This window comes from Psychrobacter sp. SZ93C1 (assembly GCF_015864635.1).
GTDB classification, from domain to species: Bacteria; Pseudomonadota; Gammaproteobacteria; order Pseudomonadales; family Moraxellaceae; genus Psychrobacter; species Psychrobacter fozii.
This window is the reverse complement of record NZ_JADYWY010000007.1, coordinates 42,503-66,361: the sequence shown is the minus strand read 5'-3', so window position 1 is coordinate 66,361 and position 23,859 is coordinate 42,503. Positions and strand designations below refer to the sequence as shown.

Annotated in this window: 20 protein-coding genes; 9 read left to right on the top strand and 11 right to left on the bottom strand. The window is 41.3% G+C overall.

Features of this window, described 5'->3' with window-relative positions; translation table 11 throughout:
• Positions 1–46: 46 nt before the first annotated feature.
• The 3 genes from I6E83_RS09960 to I6E83_RS09950 all read left to right on the top strand — a co-directional run bounded on the left by I6E83_RS09960 (position 47) and on the right by I6E83_RS09950 (position 4,049).
• The gene (locus I6E83_RS09960; RefSeq protein WP_197101595.1) at positions 47–1,171 is read left to right on the top strand and encodes a cation diffusion facilitator family transporter; all 1,125 of its coding nucleotides are present in this window, start codon (positions 47–49) and stop codon (positions 1,169–1,171) included.
• A gap of 209 nt (positions 1,172–1,380) precedes the next feature.
• The gene (locus I6E83_RS09955; protein ID WP_197101593.1) at positions 1,381–2,085 is read left to right on the top strand and encodes a hypothetical protein; all 705 of its coding nucleotides are present in this window, start codon (positions 1,381–1,383) and stop codon (positions 2,083–2,085) included.
• 77 nt (positions 2,086–2,162) lie between these two features.
• On the top strand, positions 2,163–4,049 hold the full coding sequence (locus tag I6E83_RS09950; protein ID WP_197101591.1) for a monovalent cation:proton antiporter-2 (CPA2) family protein: 1,887 nt from the start codon (positions 2,163–2,165) through the stop codon (positions 4,047–4,049).
• A gap of 12 nt (positions 4,050–4,061) precedes the next feature.
• On the opposite strand, the gene I6E83_RS09945 is transcribed toward I6E83_RS09950, so the two are convergent.
• On the bottom strand, positions 4,062–4,991 hold the full coding sequence (locus I6E83_RS09945; protein ID WP_197101589.1) for a DUF2628 domain-containing protein: 930 nt from the start codon (positions 4,989–4,991) through the stop codon (positions 4,062–4,064).
• A gap of 656 nt (positions 4,992–5,647) precedes the next feature.
• On the opposite strand from I6E83_RS09945, the gene trmB reads away from it, so the two are divergent.
• The 3 genes from trmB (at position 5,648) to I6E83_RS09930 (ending at position 9,756) form a co-directional block, all read left to right on the top strand.
• Positions 5,648–6,469, top strand: coding sequence for a tRNA (guanosine(46)-N7)-methyltransferase TrmB (trmB, locus tag I6E83_RS09940; protein ID WP_413787060.1), 822 nt, complete (start codon positions 5,648–5,650; stop codon positions 6,467–6,469).
• Positions 6,470–7,505: 1,036 nt separating this feature from the next.
• Positions 7,506–8,564: a recombinase RecA gene (gene recA / locus I6E83_RS09935; RefSeq protein WP_197101585.1), complete on the top strand. Its 1,059-nt coding sequence runs from the start codon at positions 7,506–7,508 to the stop codon at positions 8,562–8,564.
• Positions 8,565–8,604: 40 nt separating this feature from the next.
• Positions 8,605–9,756: a regulatory protein RecX gene (locus I6E83_RS09930; protein WP_197101583.1), complete on the top strand. Its 1,152-nt coding sequence runs from the start codon at positions 8,605–8,607 to the stop codon at positions 9,754–9,756.
• A gap of 318 nt (positions 9,757–10,074) precedes the next feature.
• On the opposite strand, the gene I6E83_RS09925 is transcribed toward I6E83_RS09930, so the two are convergent.
• The 7 genes from I6E83_RS09925 to I6E83_RS09895 form a co-directional block, all read right to left on the bottom strand.
• Complete coding sequence (locus tag I6E83_RS09925; protein WP_197101581.1) at positions 10,075–11,532, bottom strand: anion permease; 1,458 nt, start codon at positions 11,530–11,532, stop codon at positions 10,075–10,077.
• Positions 11,533–11,852: 320 nt separating this feature from the next.
• Positions 11,853–12,566, bottom strand: a complete 714-nt coding sequence (locus I6E83_RS09920) for a YidB family protein (RefSeq protein ID WP_197101579.1) — start codon at positions 12,564–12,566, stop codon at positions 11,853–11,855.
• Between the two features lie 255 nt (positions 12,567–12,821).
• Complete coding sequence (locus I6E83_RS09915) at positions 12,822–13,280, bottom strand: hypothetical protein (protein ID WP_197101577.1); 459 nt, start codon at positions 13,278–13,280, stop codon at positions 12,822–12,824.
• Between the two features lie 28 nt (positions 13,281–13,308).
• Positions 13,309–13,587: a succinate dehydrogenase assembly factor 2 gene (locus I6E83_RS09910; RefSeq protein WP_197101574.1), complete on the bottom strand. Its 279-nt coding sequence runs from the start codon at positions 13,585–13,587 to the stop codon at positions 13,309–13,311.
• 129 nt (positions 13,588–13,716) lie between these two features.
• Positions 13,717–14,616 carry a dihydropteroate synthase gene (gene folP / locus I6E83_RS09905; RefSeq protein ID WP_197101572.1) on the bottom strand — a complete coding sequence of 300 codons (900 nt, stop codon included), beginning with the start codon at positions 14,614–14,616 and terminating at the stop codon, positions 13,717–13,719.
• Positions 14,617–14,772: 156 nt separating this feature from the next.
• Positions 14,773–16,668 (bottom strand): ATP-dependent zinc metalloprotease FtsH, encoded by a 1,896-nt coding sequence (gene ftsH / locus I6E83_RS09900; RefSeq protein WP_197101570.1) that lies wholly within the window; start codon positions 16,666–16,668, stop codon positions 14,773–14,775.
• A gap of 386 nt (positions 16,669–17,054) precedes the next feature.
• The gene (locus I6E83_RS09895; protein ID WP_197101568.1) at positions 17,055–17,687 is read right to left on the bottom strand and encodes an RlmE family RNA methyltransferase; all 633 of its coding nucleotides are present in this window, start codon (positions 17,685–17,687) and stop codon (positions 17,055–17,057) included.
• A gap of 323 nt (positions 17,688–18,010) precedes the next feature.
• Between I6E83_RS09895 and I6E83_RS09890 the strand changes: the two genes are divergently transcribed.
• Complete coding sequence (locus I6E83_RS09890; RefSeq protein WP_110923293.1) at positions 18,011–18,322, top strand: YhbY family RNA-binding protein; 312 nt, start codon at positions 18,011–18,013, stop codon at positions 18,320–18,322.
• A 226-nt stretch (positions 18,323–18,548) separates the two neighbouring features.
• On the top strand, positions 18,549–19,289 hold the full coding sequence (locus I6E83_RS09885) for a hypothetical protein (RefSeq protein WP_197101566.1): 741 nt from the start codon (positions 18,549–18,551) through the stop codon (positions 19,287–19,289).
• A 175-nt stretch (positions 19,290–19,464) separates the two neighbouring features.
• Here I6E83_RS09885 and I6E83_RS09880 read toward each other — a convergent pair whose 3' ends face one another.
• On the bottom strand, positions 19,465–20,193 hold the full coding sequence (locus I6E83_RS09880) for a CHAP domain-containing protein (protein ID WP_110923294.1): 729 nt from the start codon (positions 20,191–20,193) through the stop codon (positions 19,465–19,467).
• Between the two features lie 249 nt (positions 20,194–20,442).
• Here I6E83_RS09880 and I6E83_RS09875 point away from each other — a divergent pair, with 249 nt between their 5' ends.
• Positions 20,443–20,958: a hypothetical protein gene (locus I6E83_RS09875; protein WP_197101564.1), complete on the top strand. Its 516-nt coding sequence runs from the start codon at positions 20,443–20,445 to the stop codon at positions 20,956–20,958.
• A 298-nt stretch (positions 20,959–21,256) separates the two neighbouring features.
• Here I6E83_RS09875 and lpxC read toward each other — a convergent pair whose 3' ends face one another.
• Together lpxC and ftsZ are read right to left on the bottom strand one after the other, a co-directional pair.
• Entirely contained in the window at positions 21,257–22,174 is a 918-nt protein-coding gene (gene lpxC, locus I6E83_RS09870) for a UDP-3-O-acyl-N-acetylglucosamine deacetylase (protein WP_197101562.1), read from the bottom strand.
• A gap of 477 nt (positions 22,175–22,651) precedes the next feature.
• Positions 22,652–23,857: a cell division protein FtsZ gene (gene ftsZ / locus I6E83_RS09865; RefSeq protein ID WP_110923297.1), complete on the bottom strand. Its 1,206-nt coding sequence runs from the start codon at positions 23,855–23,857 to the stop codon at positions 22,652–22,654.
• Between the last annotated feature and the right edge of the window lie 2 nt (positions 23,858–23,859).

Sequence of the window (23,859 nt, the reverse complement as noted above, 5' to 3'; positions counted from 1 at the left end):
CCAACATTGACGATCGAATTCAATGTCAGAGAATTTGAGGGTTGTTATGACTATAGAAGATTCAAAAGCTAATGCAATCCATGATACGCATGAACATCAGCACGATGAGCAAAACTCTCATGATTCGCATTTAGAGCAGTCAACCTCACCGCAAGATACCAAAGGCTATCAGCGCACATTGCTATTTAGCTTCGTTATCATCACTGGATACATGTTCGTTGAGGCCATTGGCGGCTGGCTCACTGGCAGTTTAGCGCTATTGTCTGATGCAGGCCATATGCTCAGCGACGCAATCGCACTTGGCGCCACCTTAATGGCATTCAAAATTGGCGAAAGAGCAGCCACTCCTCAAAAGACTTTTGGCTATAAACGCTTTGAGATATTGGTCGCTACCGTCAATGGCGCTACGCTCATTATTATTGCGTTAATGATTTTTTATGAAGCGATTAAACGCTTTAACGCTCCTCCTGACATTGCTACTCAGGGCATGCTCATCATCGCGACTATCGGTATGCTAGTAAATATTTTAGTCGCATGGCTGATGCACCGAGGTAGTCATCGTGGAGAGGTACATGGTCATAGCCATGAGGAGAATGAAACCAAAGCAATAAACAATGCAGCTGACACGAAAGAACCCGTTAACCTTAATATGCAAAGTGCTTACCTACATGTATTAAGTGATTTAATGGGATCAGTGGCTGCGATTATTGCAGCGCTATTGATGATGAGTTTTGGTTGGGTGTGGGCAGATGCGGCAGCATCAACCATCGTTGCTATTCTGATTCTCTTTAGTGGTTATCGCGTTGTTCGTGACTCTGTACATATCTTGATGGAAGGTACGCCAACAGGGATATCACTGATAACCGTTGAGCAAACGTTGATTGCCCATCCACAGGTACAAAAAGTTCATGACCTGCATGTTTGGAGTATTACCAGTGGTCTCAATGCCTTATCTTGTCATGTTGTCGTCGATGGTGAGATGAATATTCACGAATCAAGCCTATTGATTGCCAATTTAGAACAACGCTTGCTCACGCTTGGCATACATCACGCTACCATCCAAGTCGAAAGCTCATCGCACCCGCAGACTAAGTCACATAGCGATGCGTTGGTCTGCAATATTTCCGAACAAGCAACTGATAATAACAGTCACATTGGACATAACCATTGACTATGATCCATTTATAACAAGTAAATGAATATAAAATAAGTAAATATTAACAAATAAAAAGCCTCAAATTCATGTCACACTAGTTTCTATCAATGTAATGGCATGTCACAAATAATGAAAAATTGAATCTCGTTGCCATATTTTTAATAGAAATTCTGTATACTTAAGACTTAAAAAACTTATTCACGATCTATTGAAGATATACCATTATGTCTAGACGCTCAGCGCCCTTTGTCGCCCCTGACTATATCGACGATCCCACTTCAAAAGATGGCAAAAAACATGCCAAAGTTTTGCTATCAACGCTGCAAGAAGATATTGCGAGCTTTCGTGATGAGCAATTTCCACCTGATATTTTGCGTCAAATTCGTGACATGCCTATTTATGAAGGTAACTTGGCAGAAGTCCAAGCCTACCAACAACACTGGCAAACGATACTTGAGCGCGCGATGGCGTTTTACCCTGCAGCCAATCTACCGCCCGACTATCTACCGCTACCAGCCAGCCTTGAGATTCCGCAGTTTATCTATCACGTTCAGCGTCTACATTTAACCAAGACTCGTGCTAAAGAATCCAAAAGCTTTGGTTCAGTGGGTGCGCTGACGGATAAATGTGGTGATTATAGTGCTGATGAAATTGCACGTATGTCAGCAGTATTCGATAACGATGATGAGGCACGTTTGGTTGCGCACCGTGAGTTCATTGATCTGCGCGCTTATGTGTTTTGCCGTGATAATAAAGGTGAAATGCTAGAGCCTGAACGGGTACGCTTTTATCGTACAGGACTCATCGTCCATGCCTTACCCGACTTTAAAATAGTCGATAGCAGACAGACCCCACGTAAGCGCCGTAATGATGCTTATAACAATCCGCTTGCCGATAATGGCATTTGGAAGATTTACCGTAAAAAATAACCTACGTTGACGCTATATTATTTTCACTATAGCCACTTTATATTGTTTGTCTTATTACCACATCTTAAGGATATCAGATGCTTGCTGCCGCCGCCGGCTCACCAAATTTAATGTTACAAGCTACAATCTTCTTAGGAGCAGCACTGCTCTTTGTACCCCTTGGTAAACGATTTGGTATTGCGACGGTCTTAGGTTATCTCATCACAGGTCTGATATTAGGCCCCAGTGGCTTAGATGTAGCGGGCGACGCTGAGAGCTTATTACACTTTTCTGAGTTTGGCGTGGTGATGCTGCTATTCATCATCGGTCTTGAGCTTCAGCCTTCACGACTATGGGCATTACGGCGCTCCATATTTGTACTCGGTGGCTTGCAAGTCGGCCTGACCGGCACGCTACTGATGTTACTTTTACATCATTTTTTCTCCTTACAACTGGATACTGCTTTCATAGTTGGCTTTGGCCTTGCTCTCTCTTCTACTGCGTTTGTATTACAGATATTGACTGAAAAGCAGCAGCTTGCGAGTACCCATGGTCGAGAAGCGTTCACTATCTTGTTATTCCAAGATATCGCCGTTATTCCTTTACTAGCCGTCATTCCGTTTTTATCAGGGGTGCGCGAGCAAAGCTATGATTTGATTTATTTTGGTAAGGTGTTTGCCGTATTTGCAGGTCTAATTTTTGCCAGCCGTTATGTTGTTCGACCATTTTTTAAATTTGTGGCATCAAGTGGCGCGTCAGAGTTACTGACTGCAGTCGCACTATTTATCGTGATGGGCGTGTCTATTTTGATGGGGCAAATCGGTCTATCGATGGCATTAGGTGCCTTCCTAACTGGTGTATTGCTAGCGGATTCAGAGTATCGCCATGAGCTAGAAGCCAGTATCGAGCCCTTCAAAGGGCTGCTGTTAGGCTTGTTCTTTATGTCTGTTGGGATGCTTACCGACGTCAAACTTATATTAGCCGAGCCTATCTTTATCATCGGTTGTGCGATGGCATTAATGTTTATCAAATTTGGTGTCATTACAGCAATTGCAAAAGTACTAGGAAATCGCTGGCCGACCAGTCTCAGACTCGGTGTGACTCTCGCTCAGGGCGGTGAATTTGCCTTCGTACTATTTAGTGTCGCTACCGCACAGAACGTCCTGCGTCCTGAGCTTGCCAATACACTGAACCTTGTTGTGACTATCTCTATGGCACTCACGCCATTGGCATTTTTACTATTAGAAAAGATAGGTGAGCCTTTATTTGCTAAGAGCAAACCAAGCCGTGAATACGACTCCATTCCAGACCATGAGCATCAAGTAATCATCGCCGGATTTGGCCGTGTTGGTCAGATTATCGGTCGTGTGTTACGCATGCACAATATTGAATTCACCGCCATCGAGCGCTCTGCAAATCGCGTAGATTTTGTCCGAAAATTCGGTAACCAAGTTTACTATGGTGATCCCAAAAACCCCGAAATCTTACGCGCCGCCGGTATCAAAAAAGCACGTGTATTCATTCTCGCTATTGATGACTTAGAGCGCTCCATCACGACCGCTCAATATTTGCGTAAAAACTATCCAGACGTGATTGTCCTAGCGCGAGCACGCGATCGTCAGCATTACTACCGCCTACGTGAAGTGGGTGTTCGTCATATCTGGCGTGAGACTTATTTGTCGTCGTTGGATATGTCACGTGAGTCGCTACAGCTGCTCGGTATCTCACCAGAAAAAGCGCGTGAGACGGTGCAAACTTTCCGTGATTATGATGATGATTTGATTGAACGTCAGCAAGCCATTTATGATGATGAAGCCAGTATGATTGAATCTGCACAATCAGCAATGGCAGAGCTTGAAAGCTTATTTGATGAAGACATTGGTAAAGCACGCAAAATGGATTTGACTGACTTTTATGAAGCGCTAAAGAGCCAAGCGACGCCAGTCGATGAAAAAGACGATATCGTCATAGACACTAAAAAATAATAGCGTAACGCTCTATTCAGGCAAGCAACTTTGTGGCGCTTGCCGTTTATTTAGCGACGTCATACAGTTCCAACTATCGCTGTCTGGCACATGATAAAAAACCAGTGTCTGATCATTCAAATAACGTATCGGAAACTTGATGTTCTGAATCGTTGCAATCACCGCACAGTCAGTTTCTGCTACCCCAGCAGCAGTGGTATCAATGTCGATACTTACTTGCTCTGTTGCCGTATTCAAGGACGAATTAGTTGGGCACTGTCCTGTTTGCTGATAAAGTAATGCCACACGATTTTGTGTCGTTTTGACCGTATCATAGGCATCAAACACCACTTCATTTGCTTGTGGCTTGGCAATAATCGGTAAAAACTGCACCTTAATCACCATTAGAGCAAATGCAAACAATCCAAACCCCAAGCCTAGTCCAAACAGACTTACTCCACCTTCCCTCTGCAAGTGAGCCTTCTGCGCATTCTCATCGCGCTGATAGTCCTCCACAACATCGGTAATTTCACGGCGCGCCATACGGTAATAATACGCGTCTGTCCAACGTGCAACCATAGATGACCAAAACAGCCAGATTATTGCAGCAATACCTATACGCGTAGCCATCTGATAAGCATCAGGAATATAGGACATCGCCACAAACTCAAAGGCAACCAGCACCAATGCCACGTTGAGTTGGATAAACGACCATCCTGCCACACTATATACAATGGCATCCATATAGCGCTTGCGATAGAGTAGCCAAGGAAAAGTCACAAAAAATGCCGCCCAGTGCCATTTGGGTGACAGATAACCTTGCTCATCAAACTGCTCAAAGCGCTTGAGATAATAGTGCTGGCTACGATGACCGATAAACCACTTATCTAGCTGTTTACGCTTCGCAGCAGTCAGCTGATCCTGATAAAACGGAGGCGGCGAATCTGTCTCGATAAATAGCATAGTGAGGTGCCCTATTTACTATAAAGAAAAGTTTAAATTCATTAGGGTCTGTTGAGCATTCAAATATTAGGGCTGCTGATCGCTAAAATTGCACCAGACTAGGCGTAAGCCGACGATAATGTCGAGACCTTAGCTAGGTTTGCAACAACGTTTGGGGTGATTTTAGCATCAGCCTTGAGAACGGATCGAGCAAAGCACTGCTTTACCCGTTCGCAAGGCAAGAGCTGTGCTCGAGTGGAGGGCAGTACTATTTTCTGCCAATACATGGCGAAATTATTTAACCTAGAACGACTAGGCATCAAAAATTTCACTGCGTATTGTCCAAAAAATAGTGGCTGCCAGCACCACATTTGAATGTTCAACAGACCCTATGCATGTTATATGATAACGCCAAAACCGCTGTACAGAATAGTAAGTGACCGATAAATATAGTTGATTCAATGTAAAAGAAGTACAAGGCAGCCAAGTACGAATATATCTGCAAAACGTCAAACGAGATTAACGCTTTGATTCTTTCATGGTAGATTGAGCATAAGCGTATTAAAAAAGCATTGTCCGTTCACAGCTGTATAGATTTAACTTATAATAAGCGTACATCACCCATTTTATTAAGTCTTGTCAATCCTATGAGTCAACATCCCGATATTAACGATAACATCGATAGTACGAGTACTACTGATGAGCCAAACACCCTTAGCACCAGTATTGAAAGCACTATTGATACTGACATTGATGACAGTGTCGGTAATGAGATAGCGCCTGAAGAAAGCAAACACATTCGTATCGTCAATACGTTTATGAAACGACGTACGCACATGAATAAAAATGCCGAACTGGCACTGACCGCTCCAGAATTTTCTGAGTATTTGGTCAATAACAGTTTCGGTGATGGCGATTTAGAGGGTATCAATAATCTGCGCACACTCTTCGCTGATAGCCCTAACGGTAGTGAGGCGCCACTTACTTTAGAGATTGGTTTTGGACTGGGCGTCTCATTTATTGAGATGGCAGCCGCTGAACCTAGCCGTAACTTCGTCGGGGTGGAAGTGCATGAGCCTGGTATTGGCAAATGTGCTTATATGGCAGGCACACAAGGCTTAAAAAACGTCAAAATCATCAACGGCGATGCTATTCAGTTGCTCAAGCAATTACCAGAAAATCATGTCGACCGTATCCAACTTTACTTCCCTGATCCATGGCAAAAGAAGCGTCATTACAAGCGTCGCTTTGTCAGTGCGGAACGTATGACCATCGTCACTCGCAGCTTAAAACAAGGTGGCTGGTTCCATACGGCGACAGACTGGGAGCATTATGCATTTTGGATGGTTGAGGTATTAGATGGTTTTGCAGGGTTAACCAATCAAGCGGGTGCGGGTAACTTTACGGATCGTCCTGACTTTCGTCCAATGACCAAGTTTGAGCGTCGCGGCCTAGAACGTGGGCATGGCGTATGGGATTTAATCTATATCAAAGATTAATACTGATAGCGTATTTTTGATAAACCTAAAAAAGCGGCTAATATATTTAGCCGCTTTTTTTGCTTTACAACTGACCATTTACTGGTTTTCAGATTGATTCTTGATAAATCACCAGCTGTAAGCCTTATTTTAGGAGCTTTCACTACTTTTATAAAAAAAACTTATAAAATATTAATACGTGAAACATAGCCATTAGCATGGGGTTTATGGCTAAATATATATTTTGACAATTGTGACAATTGTATTAATTCTTGATTATTCTATATCAATAATCTACGCAAACATCGATGCTATAAGGGTTTGGTGAGTTCTCCCCATAAGCTGTGGATAACCCTGTGTATAAGTCGCCACTTGACAAGAATTTCCCTAGATAACTTAAAGGGTAAGGTAAAATCGTTCATTTTTTGTACAATTAAAAAAAACTTATAAATCAAATACTTAGGCTTATATGACAACTACTTGAAATTATTTTTAATATTTCCAAAATAAAATTTCATCGTTAGCGATGTTTCACAATTTATGATTTTCTAGGCTTTATCTGCTGTGGACAACCTTTAAGCCTATTGACAAACAGTACCATTATATTGTCCAAAATAATAGTTCCTATTTTCATTATTTTAGATGAACTATCATATATATATCATGCGACATTTAATGTCGTCTACCGTCACTCGACCCACTAAATGATCTTTGCAATTTGTTATAATCACTCTACACAATCAATAGTACTTAAGAGAAAAATTTCGCGATATTCAGGTACAGCATAGCTTCATAGCAATACCAACAGATGCTAATTATGAACTTATTTTTGCTTATCTCACGATTTGATTTTACTGTATAGTAAGGTGACATACTAACTATTACTGTCTGTATCATCGATACGACAACCTATTTATCCTAGGTAGATGCTGAACGCTTCTTCCTATCTAAGTGGCAACCCGCCCTATTGAGCCGCTACTTTCTATCGTACAAATATATTACGTATAACACCGAAATTGATAGTTTTACATTAATGATTGAAAATAAGGAATCTAGTATGGACGACAATAAAGCCAAAGCACTTAAAGCAGCACTCGGTCAGATTGAGAAGCAGTTTGGTAAAAACACCATCATGCATTTAGGCGATGACGCAGCCATCATGGATGTCGATGTAGTCTCAACAGGCTCATTAGGCCTAGATATTGCCCTTGGCATTGGTGGTCTACCAAAAGGCCGTATCGTTGAAATTTATGGCCCAGAGAGCTCAGGTAAAACGACCATGACCCTGCAAGCCATTGCAGAGTGCCAAAAGCAAGGCGGTACGTGTGCCTTTATCGATGCTGAACATGCGCTTGATCCTGTCTATGCTCGCAAACTGGGTGTAAACACGGACGAGCTATTGCTATCTCAGCCTGATAATGGCGAACAAGCGCTTGAAATCACCGATATGTTGGTTCGTTCAGGGGCCATTGATATGATCGTGATTGACTCAGTTGCCGCATTGACACCGCGTGCTGAGATTGAAGGCGAGATGGGCGACTCACATATGGGCCTGCAAGCACGTCTGATGAGTCAAGCACTACGTAAGATTACAGGTAATGCCAAACGCTCTAACTGTATGGTGGTCTTTATTAACCAAATCCGTATGAAAATCGGCGTTATGTTTGGTAGCCCTGAGACCACTACTGGTGGTAACGCGTTGAAGTTCTACGCCTCTGTACGTATGGATATTCGCCGTATTGGCGCAGTTAAAAATGGTGATGAAATCATCGGTAACCAGACCCGTGTGAAAGTCATCAAAAATAAAATGGCACCTCCATTCCGCCAAGCCGAATTTGAAATCACTTACGGCGAAGGTACCAATCACTTAGCCGAAGTCATTGATTTGGGCGTTGAGATTGGAGCCGTTGGTAAAGCAGGCTCTTGGTACAGCTATGGCGACGAAAAAATCGGTCAAGGTAAAGCCAATTCTGTACTGTTCTTAAAAGAGAATCCTGTGATTGCTCAAGAAATCGAAGATAAGATTCGCGACGAAAAACTTGGATCAAAAAAGAGTGCCAAAGATAAAAAGACTGACGAGGCCAATGAAAAATCAGGCGCTGAACCTGTACAATAACGGAACGATTAATAACTGTTATCAATTATCATGATTTATTATGAAAATTAAAACCTTAGCTGAAATACTCGCTGAATCGGACACCGATTCAGCGAGTTCTCCTAATGCCCAACCAAAAAAATATACTAAGCACACATATAAAGATGAGCCAAAAAAGCCCCGTAAATCCGGCAAGCGACCTACCTATTCAAATAAAAGCAAATCTATAGCCAATGACTTGTCAACCAATGACTCGTCAATTAGTGACGCGTTAATTAGTGACTCTACTACTGACATAGAATCGAACGACCCACTCTTCTCTTCCTCTATCAATCAAAAAACATCAAAACCTAAAAATCGTAAGAAACGTGAAAAATGCTTCCATCCAGCGGCTAATTTTAGCCCTGAGCCTAGTGATGTGCCTACTTATCTGCCACCTGAAGCGCAAAGTATTAAAGAGATGCTGGCAGAGGTTAAGCATAGCGTTCATGGAGATGAGACAGATAATAGCTTAGCAACAGATACTGGTCGTAGCACTGATCCGTCTTTGAGAAAATCAAAAAATGAAGCTGAGCTTTCGACTATTGATGATAACGACATAGACAATCAAAACGATAATATACCAGCTGCTCTCAAAGCTTATTTGCGTACACCTGAACAAAAACAAGCAGAGATCGATGTGATTAAAGCCGAAAGCCGCTTACGTTGGTTGGCATTTTATTATTTATCGCGCCGTGAATATAGCAAATCTGAGCTGAAGCAAAAACTCATCGATAAGGAACAAGACCCAGAGAAAGTTGATGCTCTCCTTGATGAATTTGAGGAGAAAGGCTATCAAAGCGATTACCGCACTACTCTAATGCTAATACGTGAAAATATTCGTAAAGGCCGTGGACGCGGTCGTATTAAGCAAGAATTTTATCGTAAGAAGATTACTATGCCTGGTAATATTGATGAGCTGATTGATATGGCAAATGCAGAGTCAGAGGAATTTAGCGAGTTTGTAGATGATAGTGATGACAACTTGGTCGATGGCGTAGACTGGCTGAAATTGGCTGTCACAGCACGTACTAAGAAATACGGCGATGACATACCTATTGAACAAAAACACAAAGCCAAGCAGCTGCGATTTTTACAATATAGAGGATTCAATACCGATATATGTTTTGCCGCGCTCAACTATACACTAGATACGTTAGATGAGCGTTTTTAGCCAACACTCACCTATATATTGACTAGGGCGTGTCTTCAATTCACTCGATATTCATCTAAATGGGCTAAAAATGGCTAAATCTTGCCAAACTACGTCAAATAGCTAGTTAATATCCAGATATTAACTAGCTATTTTCTTATTTGACGGCAATTTTTATCACCATTTTTAAAATGAAGACACGCCCTAGGTAAAACACTGTAGTCGATTCAATTTAAAACTAGTACAAGGCAACCGAGTATAAATGTACATGAAATACTTCAAGCGAGGTTAACGCAGTAATACTTTTATAGCGGAATGACTATAGATTTAGATAGCTTATTAATAATAGCCAAGTACTTTCCACCAAATCAAACCAGCACCTATCCAAATGACTAAGTTAACCACACTCATAATTGCACCAATGCTCCACCACTCTTTCAATGTCACATAGCCAGAGTTGAAAATCACAGGGGCCGTGCCAGTCGCATAATGGGTCAATGTCATCATGATGTTACCTGCGGCGGCTAAAATCAAAGCATATAGCATTGGCGGCGCGCCTAGTGTCAGGCCAACTGCGTAGAATGCTGCAAATAGTGCGGTAATGTGGGCTGTAGTACTAGCGAAAAAATAGTGTATATATAGATAGACTAAGGTCAGAATTGTCACTGCACCTATCCAACCTACCCCAGTCGTTCCAATAAGAGATTCAATATTGCCCGCGAACCAGCTAATCAAACCAAGCTTGTTCAGATAAGCGGCCATCATAATCAATGCACCGAACCAAACAATGGTGTCCCATGCAGACTTCTCTTTTAGAATGTCATCCCAAGTTAATACGCCAGTCAATATCAATGTCGTCAGGCCAATAAAGGCAGTCGTCGTGGCATCAACGCTATACTGCTCACCCAAAATCAATGCAGGAATATTAGCCCACAGTACCAACATAAGACCAAATACACCGAGCATTATTTTTTCGTGGGTGCTGATTTTACCCATTTCTGTTAGATTATCTTTTGCGAAGTTTTTGGCATCAGGTGTTGCTTTGACATCAGGAGGATAAATCAAGTAAATAACCAATGGCATGACGATCAGACAAAGCATCCCAGGGATAAACATCGCTACTGCCCATGTCGTCCATGACAACTGAATATCGCCACCCGTCGCTTTATTCACCAGCTCTACAACTAAAGGGTTGGGAGCTGTTGCAGTAATAAACATACCAGAGGTAATAGGATTGGCGTGGTAATTCACCATCGCTAAATAGCGACCAATTTTATTTTGAGTGCCTTCTTCTGGTGTCGAATGAAAACTTTGTGCAATGGATTTCATAATGGGATGAATAATACCACCACCACGTGCCGTATTAGACGGTGTGATAGGTGCGACCATCAGTTCGGCAGCGGCCAAGGAATAAGCCACGCCAATGGTTTTTTTACCAAAGATAGAGATGAAGTAATAAGCGATACGGCGACCTAAGCCTGTCTTTATCAACCCACGCGATATCATAACCGCAATACCAATTAGCCAAATCAAAGGGCTTGAATAGCTTGATAAGGCATCGCTAATGGCTTGCTTTGGACTATCACTTGTGACGCCTGTCAATGCAACTAAAGTCACGGCAATAATAGCAATGGCACCAATAGGTAATGCCTTTCCTATGATGGCAACAATGGTCGCGATGAATAGTGCCAGCATATGCCACGCCTCTGGTGTGACACCCGTCGGCACGGGAATGACAAACCAAATTATCAAACCAACTAAAATAGCGATAGCCGCTTGAACAGGCTTAAATGGCATAAATAATAATCCTTATAAAATCATTGAACGAACAAATGGATATACCTTTCATTCAATACTCTTAGTGTGACAGGTATTACCGTCATCACTTAAGTTGTCATCTTAGCTATTTTATAAGATTTATAGAATTCTTACGTTATTGTTTACTGTTTTTAACATATCTATTTAGATTAAAAAACAAGTTAGTGACAACTGTTCTGCTAAATATGGTATTCATGTATAAGCTATAAAAAAACAGCCCGTCTAGTGACGGGCTGTTTTTTTATTATGCTTTCATTGATATGTCTAATTTTGCAAATAGAAATTTATTTTATAAGAGACTATTTGAAATTACCAAGACGGTTAGATAATTGGCTAATGATTTGGTCAATCTCTTCATTGGCTTCATTTTCAGTATCTAAGTTACCATTTGGTGTTAACTGATTCATCACTTCAGGCAGTAGTTCAGCGAGACCCTGACGTACTTCTGCATCATTGGCACCGGTATGCGCAGCTACTTGTTGAATTTCATCTTCATCAAACAAGCGATTGATATCATTAGGATCAAGGTTGTCGTTAGTTTCTTGACTGCTCATCCAAGAGCGCGCTTTGCTTTCATGACCCATGGCAGTAATTTTCGATAGTGCACCACTTAAGCCACCATTACGCTTGATCCAGCTGAGTACCATTGGCATCAATGCAGCTATTAGCATGCTTTTCCCACCAAATCCGCCACTTTGTTTTTGACCGCCACCCAATACACTGCCTAATATATCTCCTAAGCCACCAGCACCTGAGCTCATACTACCGCTTTGAGAGCTTCCAGTTAGACCACCCAGAATATCATCTAAACCAAAACCATTATCGGCCTGACGACTATTTTGTGAATTATTAGCACTTGTCTGATTGCTTCCACCTAATACACTACCCAATATATCACCCAAACCACCAGTACCACGCGAGTTCGCGCTTTGGTCGGTAGGATTACGCTGTGTACTTTCTGGACTCATCGCACTACGGGCAACTTGGCTCACTAAATTCCCTAACAAGCTCATACTCTACTCCTTTTTTGTCATATTATTCTAAAAGAATCACTATACTTTTTTAATATACTAAAATTTAATCAGTATCTGACGACTGTACAGATCTCTTAAACGGCGCACTTTACTCTTATAAGAAAAAAAATTGCCTTAATTATCGAGAGAGCTGTTTTGTTATCACCTGTGGTCATTCATCAACCTTGTAAAAAATCTAAAATTGAAAGAGTTGAAATACCAAAACTGCCATTCAAGGACTGAAATAACAACCACCTACTTGCTTTTAGCAGAGCTCACATTGGCTAAAATATTCAGTTCTCGCCACTGCTCAGCGCTCACTTGATCACGAAATACTGTCATTGATAAAGAACGTTGATAGGGTTCTACAATATTGAACTCAAAGCTCATAGCCCACCGATAATTATGAACCTTGACCATTTGTGCCTGCCACAGCTCATCACCGCGACTTGTCTTAATCATTAGCTGCCAACCTCTATCAACACGCTGACTCAGGGGCGGCTGGCTCATATGCAATAGTGCAGGCCGTGATAATATCAAATAACCGGTAACCGCTGCTGCCACTATTGAGATAATGACATACTGCCATACGTTTAAAGGAGCAAGCCATGCGAGTATAACCATAGCACTCGTCAAACTCATATACAGCAACACGCGCAAATAGCTAGCAGGCTTAATAGCAGTATCAATACGTAGCGAAGTTGCCATAGTCATATTTGAGTGCCACAATAAATATGAAGTATTAAGCCAAATCTTTAGTATGACGCCATGTTTTAATTTTATTCACTAGCGCCCATATGTCTTCGTTTTCTGGACGATTTTGATTGGTGAAATAATCTAATAAATCAGGATCTTCGTGAGTTAACATTTCTGCAAATGTATTTTGCTCTTCAGGCGATGCTGTCAAATATAGCTCTTTGACATAAGGATCAATATAAAAATCTAACTCTTTGAGTCCACGGCGGGCTTGATAAATAATGCGGCGTTGCTCATTCGTTGCTTCTGGTTGTGTAGTGGTCATAAAGCTACCTTCATCAATTTGAATAGTTTTTTTAGTGTATTTAGATGTTTCTAAAATCGTTTCTTATTTCTTTAAGTAAAGTATAGAACACCTATAGCATTGGACAACAGCGTAAACGAGTATAAATATCTATTGATGACGATCATACTCAGACAACTGATTCCATAGCGCTACTGCTTGCTGCATCATCGTCACATTATGCGTGCGAATGATACTTGCCCCTTGTTGTAGCGCAAAAACACCTGCGGCCATTCCTGCTGCATCACGCTCTGTTGCTTGAGTATTAGCCACTGCTTCAACCCCACTTTTACTCAATACTTCTGCTAAAAATCGCTTACGTGAAATGCCAAACATCATTGGCAATCCTAGTATCTGCAACCGCTGAAGCTGGCTTAATAGTGCACAGTGGTGCTCATAGTTTTTCGCAAAACCAAAACCTGGATCAATAATTATTTTTTCACGTTTGACACCGATACTGATTACCTCATCAACACGGTCGACTAGCTCGGTACTCACATCCTCTATTACATTATCATACTGTGCCAAGTCATTCATCGTCGTTGGCTCACCGCGCATGTGCATGAGCATGACTGGTATATGAAGCTTGGCTGCCATTGTAGCCGCACCAACACGCTTTAGAGCCCGTACGTCATTCCATATATCAGCACCGGCTTCAAATGCGGCTTCCATAACTGCTGGATTACTGGTATCGATAGACAGCCAAACATCATTTCCAAAAGATTGTCTAATGGCTTGAACAACAGGTACAACGCGATGCATCTCATCACTCGTAGCGACAGCATCCGCATTTGGGCGAGTAGACTCTCCGCCAATATCAATAATAGTCGCGCCTTCATTAATCATTTTCTGGCAATAAGCAACGGCCGTATCTACTCCGTTAAACTGCCCACCATCTGAAAATGAATCTGGCGTGACATTAAGTATACCCATAATATGAGGTATTGATAAATCTAAAGTTTTATCACGACTAGATATCTTGTAGTCAGGTAAGGCTTGGAATAATGACATAACCCATTTATCTCTCATAAGAACAATTTTAATTATTACTGTCTATGCTCATGATACCAGTAAATCTTACTCGGCCCTAAATCCTTCATAAAACAATGACAATAAAAAAGCCCTTTATATAAAGGGCTTTTTTATTGAGAGTTTATAAACTAAACGCTACATCGCTGGTAATGGTGGCGGTGTTGTGCCCGTTGTTTTGATGTCATTCTTTGACAAATTGACTTCATTATGCTGATAGACTCTTGGTGGACGCGGTGCTTCACCTGCTAGGATATCTTGCAGTTGGTCACGATCGATGGTTTCCCAATTCATGAGAGCCTCAACCATGGCATGCATTTTGTCTTGATTGGCTTCAATCAATTCACGAGCGATATCATACTGCTCTTCTAGCATACGGCGTACTTCTTCATCAACCTTTTGCTGAGTGGCTTCAGAGATCGTACGACCACCACCGCCGAAGTATCCTTGTGAGTTGTCATCATCTTCGTACACCATAATACCAAGTGCATCAGACATACCGTACTTAGTAACCATCGCACGTGCCATTTTAGTTGCACGTTCAAAGTCGTTTGAAGCACCCGTTGACATTTGATTGATAAAGACTTCTTCAGCGATACGACCACCGAACAAAATAGCAATGTCACTCAACATCTTTGACTTATACATACTAGTTTGGTCATGCTCAGGCAGCTGCCAAGTGACACCAAGGGCAAAACCACGAGGCATAATAGTAACTTTATGCACAGGGTCTGTACCCGGTAGCAGTTCAGCTACTAGCGCATGGCCGGCTTCATGATAGGCAGTCGCACGGCGCTCTTCTTCGCGTATCACCATTGATTTGCGTTCTGGACCCATATACAGCTTGTCTTTCGCATCTTCAAAGTCATTCATATCGACGCTAGTCTTGTTACGACGTGCTGCAAATAATGCGGCTTCGTTTACAAGATTGGCAAGCTGTGCACCACTGAATCCGGGCGTACCACGAGCAAGAGAACTTGCATCTACACTAATCGTGTTTGGTAATTTTTTCAAATGTACTTTCAGGATTTGCTCACGGCCTTTGATATCTGGCAAGCCTACTTGTACCTGACGATCAAAACGGCCTGGGCGTAATAGCGCCTTATCAAGAACATCAGCACGGTTAGTCGCAGCAATAACGATAACGCCTTCATTACCTTCGAAGCCATCCATCTCAACCAATAGCTGATTCAGTGTCTGTTCGCGCTCATCATTACCGCCGCCCATACCGGAGCCACGATGACGACCGACTGCATCAATTTCATCAATAAAGATGATACATGGTGCACTTTTCTTTGCTTGTTCGAACATGTCACGTACACGTGATGCACCGACACCGACAAACATCTCAACGAAATCAGAACCTGAGATAGAGAAGAATGGTACTTTAGCTTCACCAGCAATGGCTCTTGCTAGTAGTGTCTTACCAGTACCCGGCGGGCCTACCATCAAGATACCACGTGGAATAGTCGCGCCTAGCTTCGTGAATTTATCTGGAGCACGTAAAAACTCAACCACTTCCACGACTTCTTCTTTAGCTTCTTCACAACCAGCCACGTCTTCAAAGTTGACGTTGATTTGATCTTCGGTCAGCATCTTAGCTTTTGATTTACCAAAGCTCATAGGACCGCCGCCTTTTCCGCCTGCGCCGCCTTGCATATTACGCATGAAGAATAAGAACAGACCAATAATCAATAGAATTGGGAAGCTGGCGATCAATAATTGCATCAGTACGCTTTGGCGCTTTGGTGCAGTTCCTTGAACTTCGACTTGGTTTTCACGTAGCAATGGCATCAGCTCGTCATCTGATACAGCAGGTCTAATGGTCTCAAAAGCTGAGCCATTTTTCTTCTCGCCGGTGATTTCTTCGCCGTCAATTTCAACACTGGCTACTTGGTTTTCTGACACAGCGGTCACAAACTCAGAGTAGTTAAGGCTATCCGGCTCAGATGATTGATCGAAGCCGCTAAACACCAGCACTAAAACGCCGATTACCACCAGCCACAATAAGGTATTTTTTACCATGTCGCTCACTAGTTATTCCCATCCCTTACTTATTGGTGTGTCTATTAAACACGTGACGTCTATAAACGTATCGCTCATTTTTCATAAACCTATCAATGTCAGAGTTTTCTGATTGGGGCTTATACATGTCAAATGTCTTATAAAACAGGTTTAACAAGTTATAAATATCAATGATATATGAATCTATCGCAGATGAGCTTATCAAGCGCTTATTGTCAGACGACTTTGCCTAAAACAAAGTTAATATACCATGATATGTGGTACTAACCTGCATAATTCAAGCAGGTATCGCTATTATTCAATCAACGATTGTAACGTTTTTAATATTTTAATAGATATACTTAATGGTGACACAATATCCCGCTTACAATGGTAATAACTCATCAAAGTTAAAACTATTTAATCGCTATCCAAAACATCTCTTTTGAACGCGGCCTAGAAGCGCCTGGTTTGATACTACGGATTTTACTAAAATCATGCTGCATTTGCTTGCGTAATTCTTGTGTTCCTTCACCTTGAAACACTTTCATAATGAGCGCGCCACCTTCTGGTAAGGTTGCCAAAGCAAAATCCACGGCCAATTCACATAAGTACATCATACGCGGCTGATCAATCGCGCTATTACCTGCCGTATTGGGCGCCATATCAGACAACACCACATCGACCTGCCTGTCACCAACTTCTGCCATGATACTATCGAAAACTTCTGCTTCACGAAAGTCGCCTTGGATAAAGGTAACATCAGGCAAAGTATCCATCGCTAAAATATCGGAGGCAATCAAAATGCCTTGCTCGCCTACCAATTGACCAGCCACTTGTGACCAACTACCAGGAGCACTACCCAAATCTACGACCGTCATGCCTTTTTTAATCAGGCTGGTTTTTTCATTGATTTCTAATAATTTATAGGCAGCACGGGCACGATAGCCATCTTTATGAGCCTTTTGCACATAATGATCGTCAATGTGCTCTTTCATCCAAGCGCTACTACTCTTTGACAATTTTTTATTTTCGATACGCGTGGCCAAAATACCTGCTCCTATTGCTTTGCAAAACACTAATACATACTGATGAAATAGCCACTATATTTATAAAATGCTTTAAAGATGGACTCAATGAGACCATTGATTTGTTCTCTTGTCTTAAACTGAACAAATTCTATTGGTTAAAACACTGTTTTATAAGACAGTAGCGTTTATAATGTGGCTAAACATTCAGTTTAACATTTTCATCACGTAAAATCGTGCAAAATCCTGCTGATCTCATGCAAGTTGACCACAGATTATTTATAATGGTCATCAACTGCTCTCAATAGTACTGTCATTTATTTTTATCAACACTTAGGAATTCTATGGAACTCGATAACGCTACAATCAAACGCCTAAGAGGCATTGGTCACGAACTGAAACCGATTGTCATGATTGGCAACAAAGGTATTACTCCAACCATCATTGAAGAAATTAATCGTGCTCTAACAGATCATGAACTTATTAAAGTAAAACTGCCTTCAGGCACTAAGCAAGAACGTGATGTCATTGGCGCTGAGCTTGCAACTGCTGCTAAAGCGTCTTTGGTTCACTCTATTGGTCGTATGGCATTGTTGCTACGTAAAAATCCAAATGCCAATCCAAAACTATCTAACCTAGCACGTCACGCACAGTAATTTGTGATGGCACATTTAGTTTAAGAAATATCATCCCGTAAGATCTTATATCACAGTTAAATCCTTACGATAAAGCCTAAAAGCCGCGATGCAACTTGCTCGCGGCTTTTATATTGTCTACTCTCATCGATTTGCCTGTTTTATAATACCAAATCACATTATAAATATAGTGCTCGTTGAACACGCCCTAATTTCTCTCATTATTATTTTTGAGTCTTATCAAATTATGAATCAAACCTTTGACCTTTACATAGCAAACGAAACGATCGCAAGTGACGCACAACAACTTGGCGTAGCTATAGATGATCTCAAGCGTATCTGTGTGCAGGTAAGTTCTAATATTATTCAATATCCTGAGGTATGTTTACAGCTGACTTACCACATTACTTTGCCCAACCAAATGCTAGCAGATAAATTGGACTGGCCGATGTGGCAACCTGAGCAGGTCGGGTTTTCTGATTACTTATGGGAAGAGACCTGCCTTGAGTGCTTTATCACTGGTCGCACTATCAACTCTCACACTGTTCCCGAGTATACAACGTCTTATGTTGAGATTAATGCCAACCCAGATGGTCGTTATGCACTCTATCAATTTCAGAGTTACCGTAACCCTGCGACATTACCGCCGACACCTTTGTACCAAGACGATGGACACAAGCGTGCCTCTATTGAGTGGGCTAACAAGCCAAAGCAGCAAAGTGCGTCCGCACGCATGAATTTACTCGGACAACCAAACACGCTAATTAAACCTGAACTCAAACCTAATAATTACGAGCGAAGCTTCAACATACCATTAACTCGGCTGTCTGACTCGCATCTGAAATATGCTATCAATAACACTATCATTGAGCAAATACATCCATGCGTCATCTTATGGTTGGACAAGACGCCTTTATACTTCGCAACCAGTCATACCTCGCCGCCTGATTTTCATAATCGCCAGTACTGGTCTAGATTTGAACTTTAGCCATATCATATGCAGAACATTACTTGAGTAACACTGCAAATAGAAGAATCTCTAGTCATTATTCTCACTTAAATTTGATGTTTAAAATATAAAAAAACCCAGTAATGTCATAAAGAACATTACTGAGTCTAGAGAAAACGGTTTGCTTAGCAGATGATTGCGTGTACTTAACTGATTACTTATCAGCCATCGCAAGATAGATGCCACGGTCTGATGCATCATCAACATACTGCGAATCGCGCCATGTGGTATAGCTATAGTTACCACTATATGGGCTGATGCTGTTTTGACGGAAATCAGATACCCAGTCATTGCCATCAAAGATCTGAATGTGACCATGTGGACGACTTGAAGTACGGTTATAAACCACGACATCACCAACTTGTGGCTGCATATCATTACTGATTTTGGTAAAGCCTGCTTGGGCTAGTGTGCCACGAGAGGCATATTGATAAGCTGAAGGGTTCGGTGTAAATTCGTAACCAGCTGATTGTAGTGCTTTACGTACATAACGAGCACAGTAGCCAGAGCTTCTAGATAAAGCGACGCGTGATGCGTTTGCTGCTGCAATAGCAGGGGCAGAAAAACGATCTGGAATTGATTTTGCTTGTTGCTGACGCTGCTCATAAGATAGGCGACTGGTTAGCGAAGCAAGCTGATATTCTTTTTGCTTAGCATGTGCGCTTAGATTATCAATGGCTTGGCTGATCTCATCGTTACTATATACATGAGCACCACTGTTCGTGCTATAGATATTACGACTAGAACCATAGGTCGCAGAAGTAGAGATATTTGTGGTGGTATGACTCAAGGTATTATTTGGTTGAAAGGTTGTTTCGACAGCACCACTTGCCTGTGCTATACCCATTCCCAATACTGACAAAATTAATAAAGCTTGTTTCATAAATTTACTACCTATTGTTAATGCAAGACAGCTCGTCATCCTTGACGAAGCATCAATTAATTTAGTGGACATTATCATTAAACAAACATGATAAAATCCTTATGACAACAGCCTGCTCTTTCTTCTGTAGTGACTAATGCTGCTATCAGCATTCATTTAGTCAACTCTCATGTAAATCGCTTGCCATATATCGCTTTAGCATGTCTGTTATGAGTATCGATTTTGTCACCTATTAGATGAGTCATTACGATGTCAAAAAAACAGCCTAACCGGCTTGCCCAACTTATTGATCATCAAGCTTTTGCTGGTAGCGCACTACCCCAAACACTTGCTGACAACATGAGACTATATATAGAAATGACCTATGAGGTAAAAGAGCTATTGGTAGACTGTCTACCTGAGGAAATCCTCAATACCTGTTGGGTTGTAGGCTTTACTTCTGAGCAATTAATTCTTAGCGTTGGCTCAATGACTGCTGCTAATCACATACGGTATTTGCAAAGTTCTTATTTGCAGGTACTGACAGAGCAGTCCATTACATTTAAACAACTCAAGCAAATCCGCGTCGTGGTGGCTAGCAAATCAGCTGATAATTATTCATCTAAACAATCACCAACATCATCTGCAGTCTTGTCAAAGCCTCAGAAAGCCAATGAAAATCAGGCCCTTAGCCAAAACATAAAGCGGACTATATCACAGGCTGCAGAGCATGTCACCACTGATGAAAAACTCAAAAAAGCACTTTTGCGCTTGATAAATTCTTAAAAAACATGACCCTAACATGTAAAGTTATGTAAATAAAAACGTAAAAATTGGCCAACAACGCTGATATTTTGTAATGAAGCCAACAAAAAAAATCATCTACCAGCGCTATTCATAATATGAATATCACCGACAGATGATTGGAAAACCACCTACAGCTTTTGTATTCCCTACTCTAAAGAGAAATTATTAAAATAATCATGACTCTATATTTATATTATAGAATATTATAAGAATGTAATTATCGTAGACCTATGTAATATTGCGTCAATGTTTCGATACTTCGTGTATACCCCTCTCTTCACCCTTCAACAGCCATCCCTTTCAGAGGAAGATACTCGATAGGACAGGTTACATTGTCATCAAAAGTTACAATTTCAAAGTTATCATGATCAGATAGTATTTCACGCACTAACAAGTTATTTAATGCATGACCAGACTTATAAGCGTTAAAACGACCTAAAATTGGATAACCAATCAGATATAGATCACCTAGCGCATCCAAAATTTTATGACGAACAAACTCATCATTAAAACGTAAGCCTTCTTCATTAAGAATATTGGCTTCATCTATGACAATAGCATTGTCCATACTGCCACCTAACGCCAAATTATTCTGGCGTAATGCCTCAATATCACGTAAAAATCCAAAAGTACGTGCTGAACTCAACTGTTCAATGAAATTTTGCGTTGAAAACTGCAGTTGTGCATGCTGAAAATTCTTATCAATAGCAGGGTGATCAAAATCAATTTCGAAATTTAATTCAAACCCTTCATATGGGCGCAGCTCTGCCCATTTATCGTCGACCTTTACGCGTACTGGTCTTATTATCTTAATAAACTTTTTCAAAGCGTCTTGTTCACAAAATCCTGCATCAAGTAGCAATGCAACAAAAGGTGCAGCACTACCGTCCATAATCGGAATCTCTGAAGCAGAGACACGAATTAAAAGGTTGTCTACACCAAGTCCAGCAATTGCACTCAATAGATGCTCAACCGTACCCACTCGTGTACCACCGAATACTAGGTTTGATGACATCATGGTGTCTTGTACTAAAAAGGCACTGGCTGGAATGGGCTGACTGCCTTCGATATCAGAGCGCTCGAAAACAATACCTGTATTTACAGGTTGCGGATGAAATTCTAAGTCAACAGGCTGACCACTATGAAGACCAGTACCTGTAATAGCTATCGCAGTTTTTATGGTTCTTTGGTTCATGACTGTCTTCTCACATATTTTGTTACAATTGCCATAGTGTACCATTACAGGCCCCTAGTTCGCCACAGTTAAAAATCGCTATTTTCCTTATCTCCTTGATTGATAACACTTATCGCACCAAACCGAAACTATTTCTATGCTCTATTGACATAACTATCTCTGTATAAATAGCTATAGTCAATCCTCTATAAAAGAGTTACAGCGTTAACCTCACTTGAAGTATCATATATACATCTGCACTCAGTTGCCTTGTATCTCTTTTAAACTGAATCAACTATATATTGAAGTCTATATTTATTATCAAAAAATGTTTCATACTACTATTTATTAATGATTAGCTCTTCCTAATGTGCTACTTCTATCGATAAAAAATTATAGAATCACCTCTTTGCAAACAGACATACTTTATTTACAGCCACAAAAAAGCCAGCGATTGAACGCTGGCTTTTTTACTCTATTTAAAAATATCTTAAAACACTATTTATTTTGTTGGCGTTTTAGATAGTCTTGAATACTGTTGGTTTTGGTCTTAGCTTGTTCTTGAGGCGCGTTAGAACGTACAGTAGCAGAGGTATCTTGATACATTTGAGCTTGTGACTGCTTTTGGCTGTTCAAAGCACTGGTATGTACATTAGGATCAACAGGCTGAGTGCTGTTCACAGAAGGTACCGGCTGCTCCACTACTTCAGGTTCTTGGCCAGCATTTTCATCTAGAGTCAAACCCGTTGCAATGACTGTCACATGCAAGTCATCACCCATTTTTTCATCAATCACTGAACCATAGAAAATATGAGCATCATCAATATCAGTGATTTCTTCAACGATGACACTGATCTTGCTCATCTCATCTAATGATAGTGATTCAGAAGAAATCACGTTGACTAGTAGACCCTTAGCATTCTCTAAACGTAGATCATCAAGTAATGGAGATCTGATTGCTTTTTCAGTCGCTTGACGTGCACGATCATCACCACTTGCACGGCCAATACCCATCATCGCATGACCTTTAGCAGTCATAGCAGTACGGATATCGTTGAAATCAATGTTGATCATACCTTCGCTAGCGATGGTTTCAGCAATACCTTGAACCGCATGCAATAATACATCATCTGCTTTTTTGAAAGCATCTTGCATAGAGATATTGCCGTAGACACTCATCAACTTATCGTTTGGAATAGTAATGATAGAATCAACGAAGTTGGTTAGCTGCTCAATGCCGGCCTTAGCCGCTTTGATACGTTTACCACCTTCAAACTTAAATGGTGTGGTCACTACGGCAACTGTTAACACTTCCATTTCTTTAGCAATACGAGCAACCACAGGTGCTGCGCCAGTACCTGTACCACCACCCATACCAGCAGTAATAAATACCATATCTGCATGTTCAAGTAACGCACGGATAGCTTCTTCTTCGCTTTCTGCTGCTTCACGTCCGACTTCTGGATTGGCACCAGCACCTAGGCCACGGTTCGTCTTTGCACCCAATTGTAGTTTATGCGGCGCTGTTAGACGATCAAGTGCTTGTTTATCTGTATTAGCACAAACAAATGTCACACCTCTAATCCCTTGTTGTACCATATGTTCAACTGCATTACCGCCGCCGCCGCCCACACCGAATACAGTGAAGCTCGCTTGGCCATTGTTTTGAAGCTGGTTATCATCTGGCATGGTGTATTTTGACATAA

What these genes read in the sequence shown, in the direction of transcription:
- I6E83_RS09875 (WP_197101564.1), top strand. Translation starts at nt 20,443, where the DNA reads ATGTCAAAAAAACAGCCTAACCGGCTTGCCCAACTTATTGATCATCAA.
- I6E83_RS09930 (WP_197101583.1), top strand. Translation starts at nt 8,605, where the DNA reads ATGAAAATTAAAACCTTAGCTGAAATACTCGCTGAATCGGACACCGAT.
- I6E83_RS09880 (WP_110923294.1), bottom strand. Translation starts at nt 20,193, where the DNA reads ATGAAACAAGCTTTATTAATTTTGTCAGTATTGGGAATGGGTATAGCA.
- lpxC (WP_197101562.1), bottom strand. Translation starts at nt 22,174, where the DNA reads ATGAACCAAAGAACCATAAAAACTGCGATAGCTATTACAGGTACTGGT.
- I6E83_RS09885 (WP_197101566.1), top strand. Translation starts at nt 18,549, where the DNA reads ATGAATCAAACCTTTGACCTTTACATAGCAAACGAAACGATCGCAAGT.
- I6E83_RS09920 (WP_197101579.1), bottom strand. Translation starts at nt 12,566, where the DNA reads ATGAGCTTGTTAGGGAATTTAGTGAGCCAAGTTGCCCGTAGTGCGATG.
- folP (WP_197101572.1), bottom strand. Translation starts at nt 14,616, where the DNA reads ATGTCATTATTCCAAGCCTTACCTGACTACAAGATATCTAGTCGTGAT.
- I6E83_RS09925 (WP_197101581.1), bottom strand. Translation starts at nt 11,532, where the DNA reads ATGCCATTTAAGCCTGTTCAAGCGGCTATCGCTATTTTAGTTGGTTTG.
- recA (WP_197101585.1), top strand. Translation starts at nt 7,506, where the DNA reads ATGGACGACAATAAAGCCAAAGCACTTAAAGCAGCACTCGGTCAGATT.
- I6E83_RS09950 (WP_197101591.1), top strand. Translation starts at nt 2,163, where the DNA reads ATGCTTGCTGCCGCCGCCGGCTCACCAAATTTAATGTTACAAGCTACA.
- I6E83_RS09960 (WP_197101595.1), top strand. Translation starts at nt 47, where the DNA reads ATGACTATAGAAGATTCAAAAGCTAATGCAATCCATGATACGCATGAA.
- I6E83_RS09945 (WP_197101589.1), bottom strand. Translation starts at nt 4,991, where the DNA reads ATGCTATTTATCGAGACAGATTCGCCGCCTCCGTTTTATCAGGATCAG.
- I6E83_RS09915 (WP_197101577.1), bottom strand. Translation starts at nt 13,280, where the DNA reads ATGACTATGGCAACTTCGCTACGTATTGATACTGCTATTAAGCCTGCT.
- I6E83_RS09955 (WP_197101593.1), top strand. Translation starts at nt 1,381, where the DNA reads ATGTCTAGACGCTCAGCGCCCTTTGTCGCCCCTGACTATATCGACGAT.
- ftsZ (WP_110923297.1), bottom strand. Translation starts at nt 23,857, where the DNA reads ATGTCAAAATACACCATGCCAGATGATAACCAGCTTCAAAACAATGGC.
- I6E83_RS09890 (WP_110923293.1), top strand. Translation starts at nt 18,011, where the DNA reads ATGGAACTCGATAACGCTACAATCAAACGCCTAAGAGGCATTGGTCAC.
- I6E83_RS09910 (WP_197101574.1), bottom strand. Translation starts at nt 13,587, where the DNA reads ATGACCACTACACAACCAGAAGCAACGAATGAGCAACGCCGCATTATT.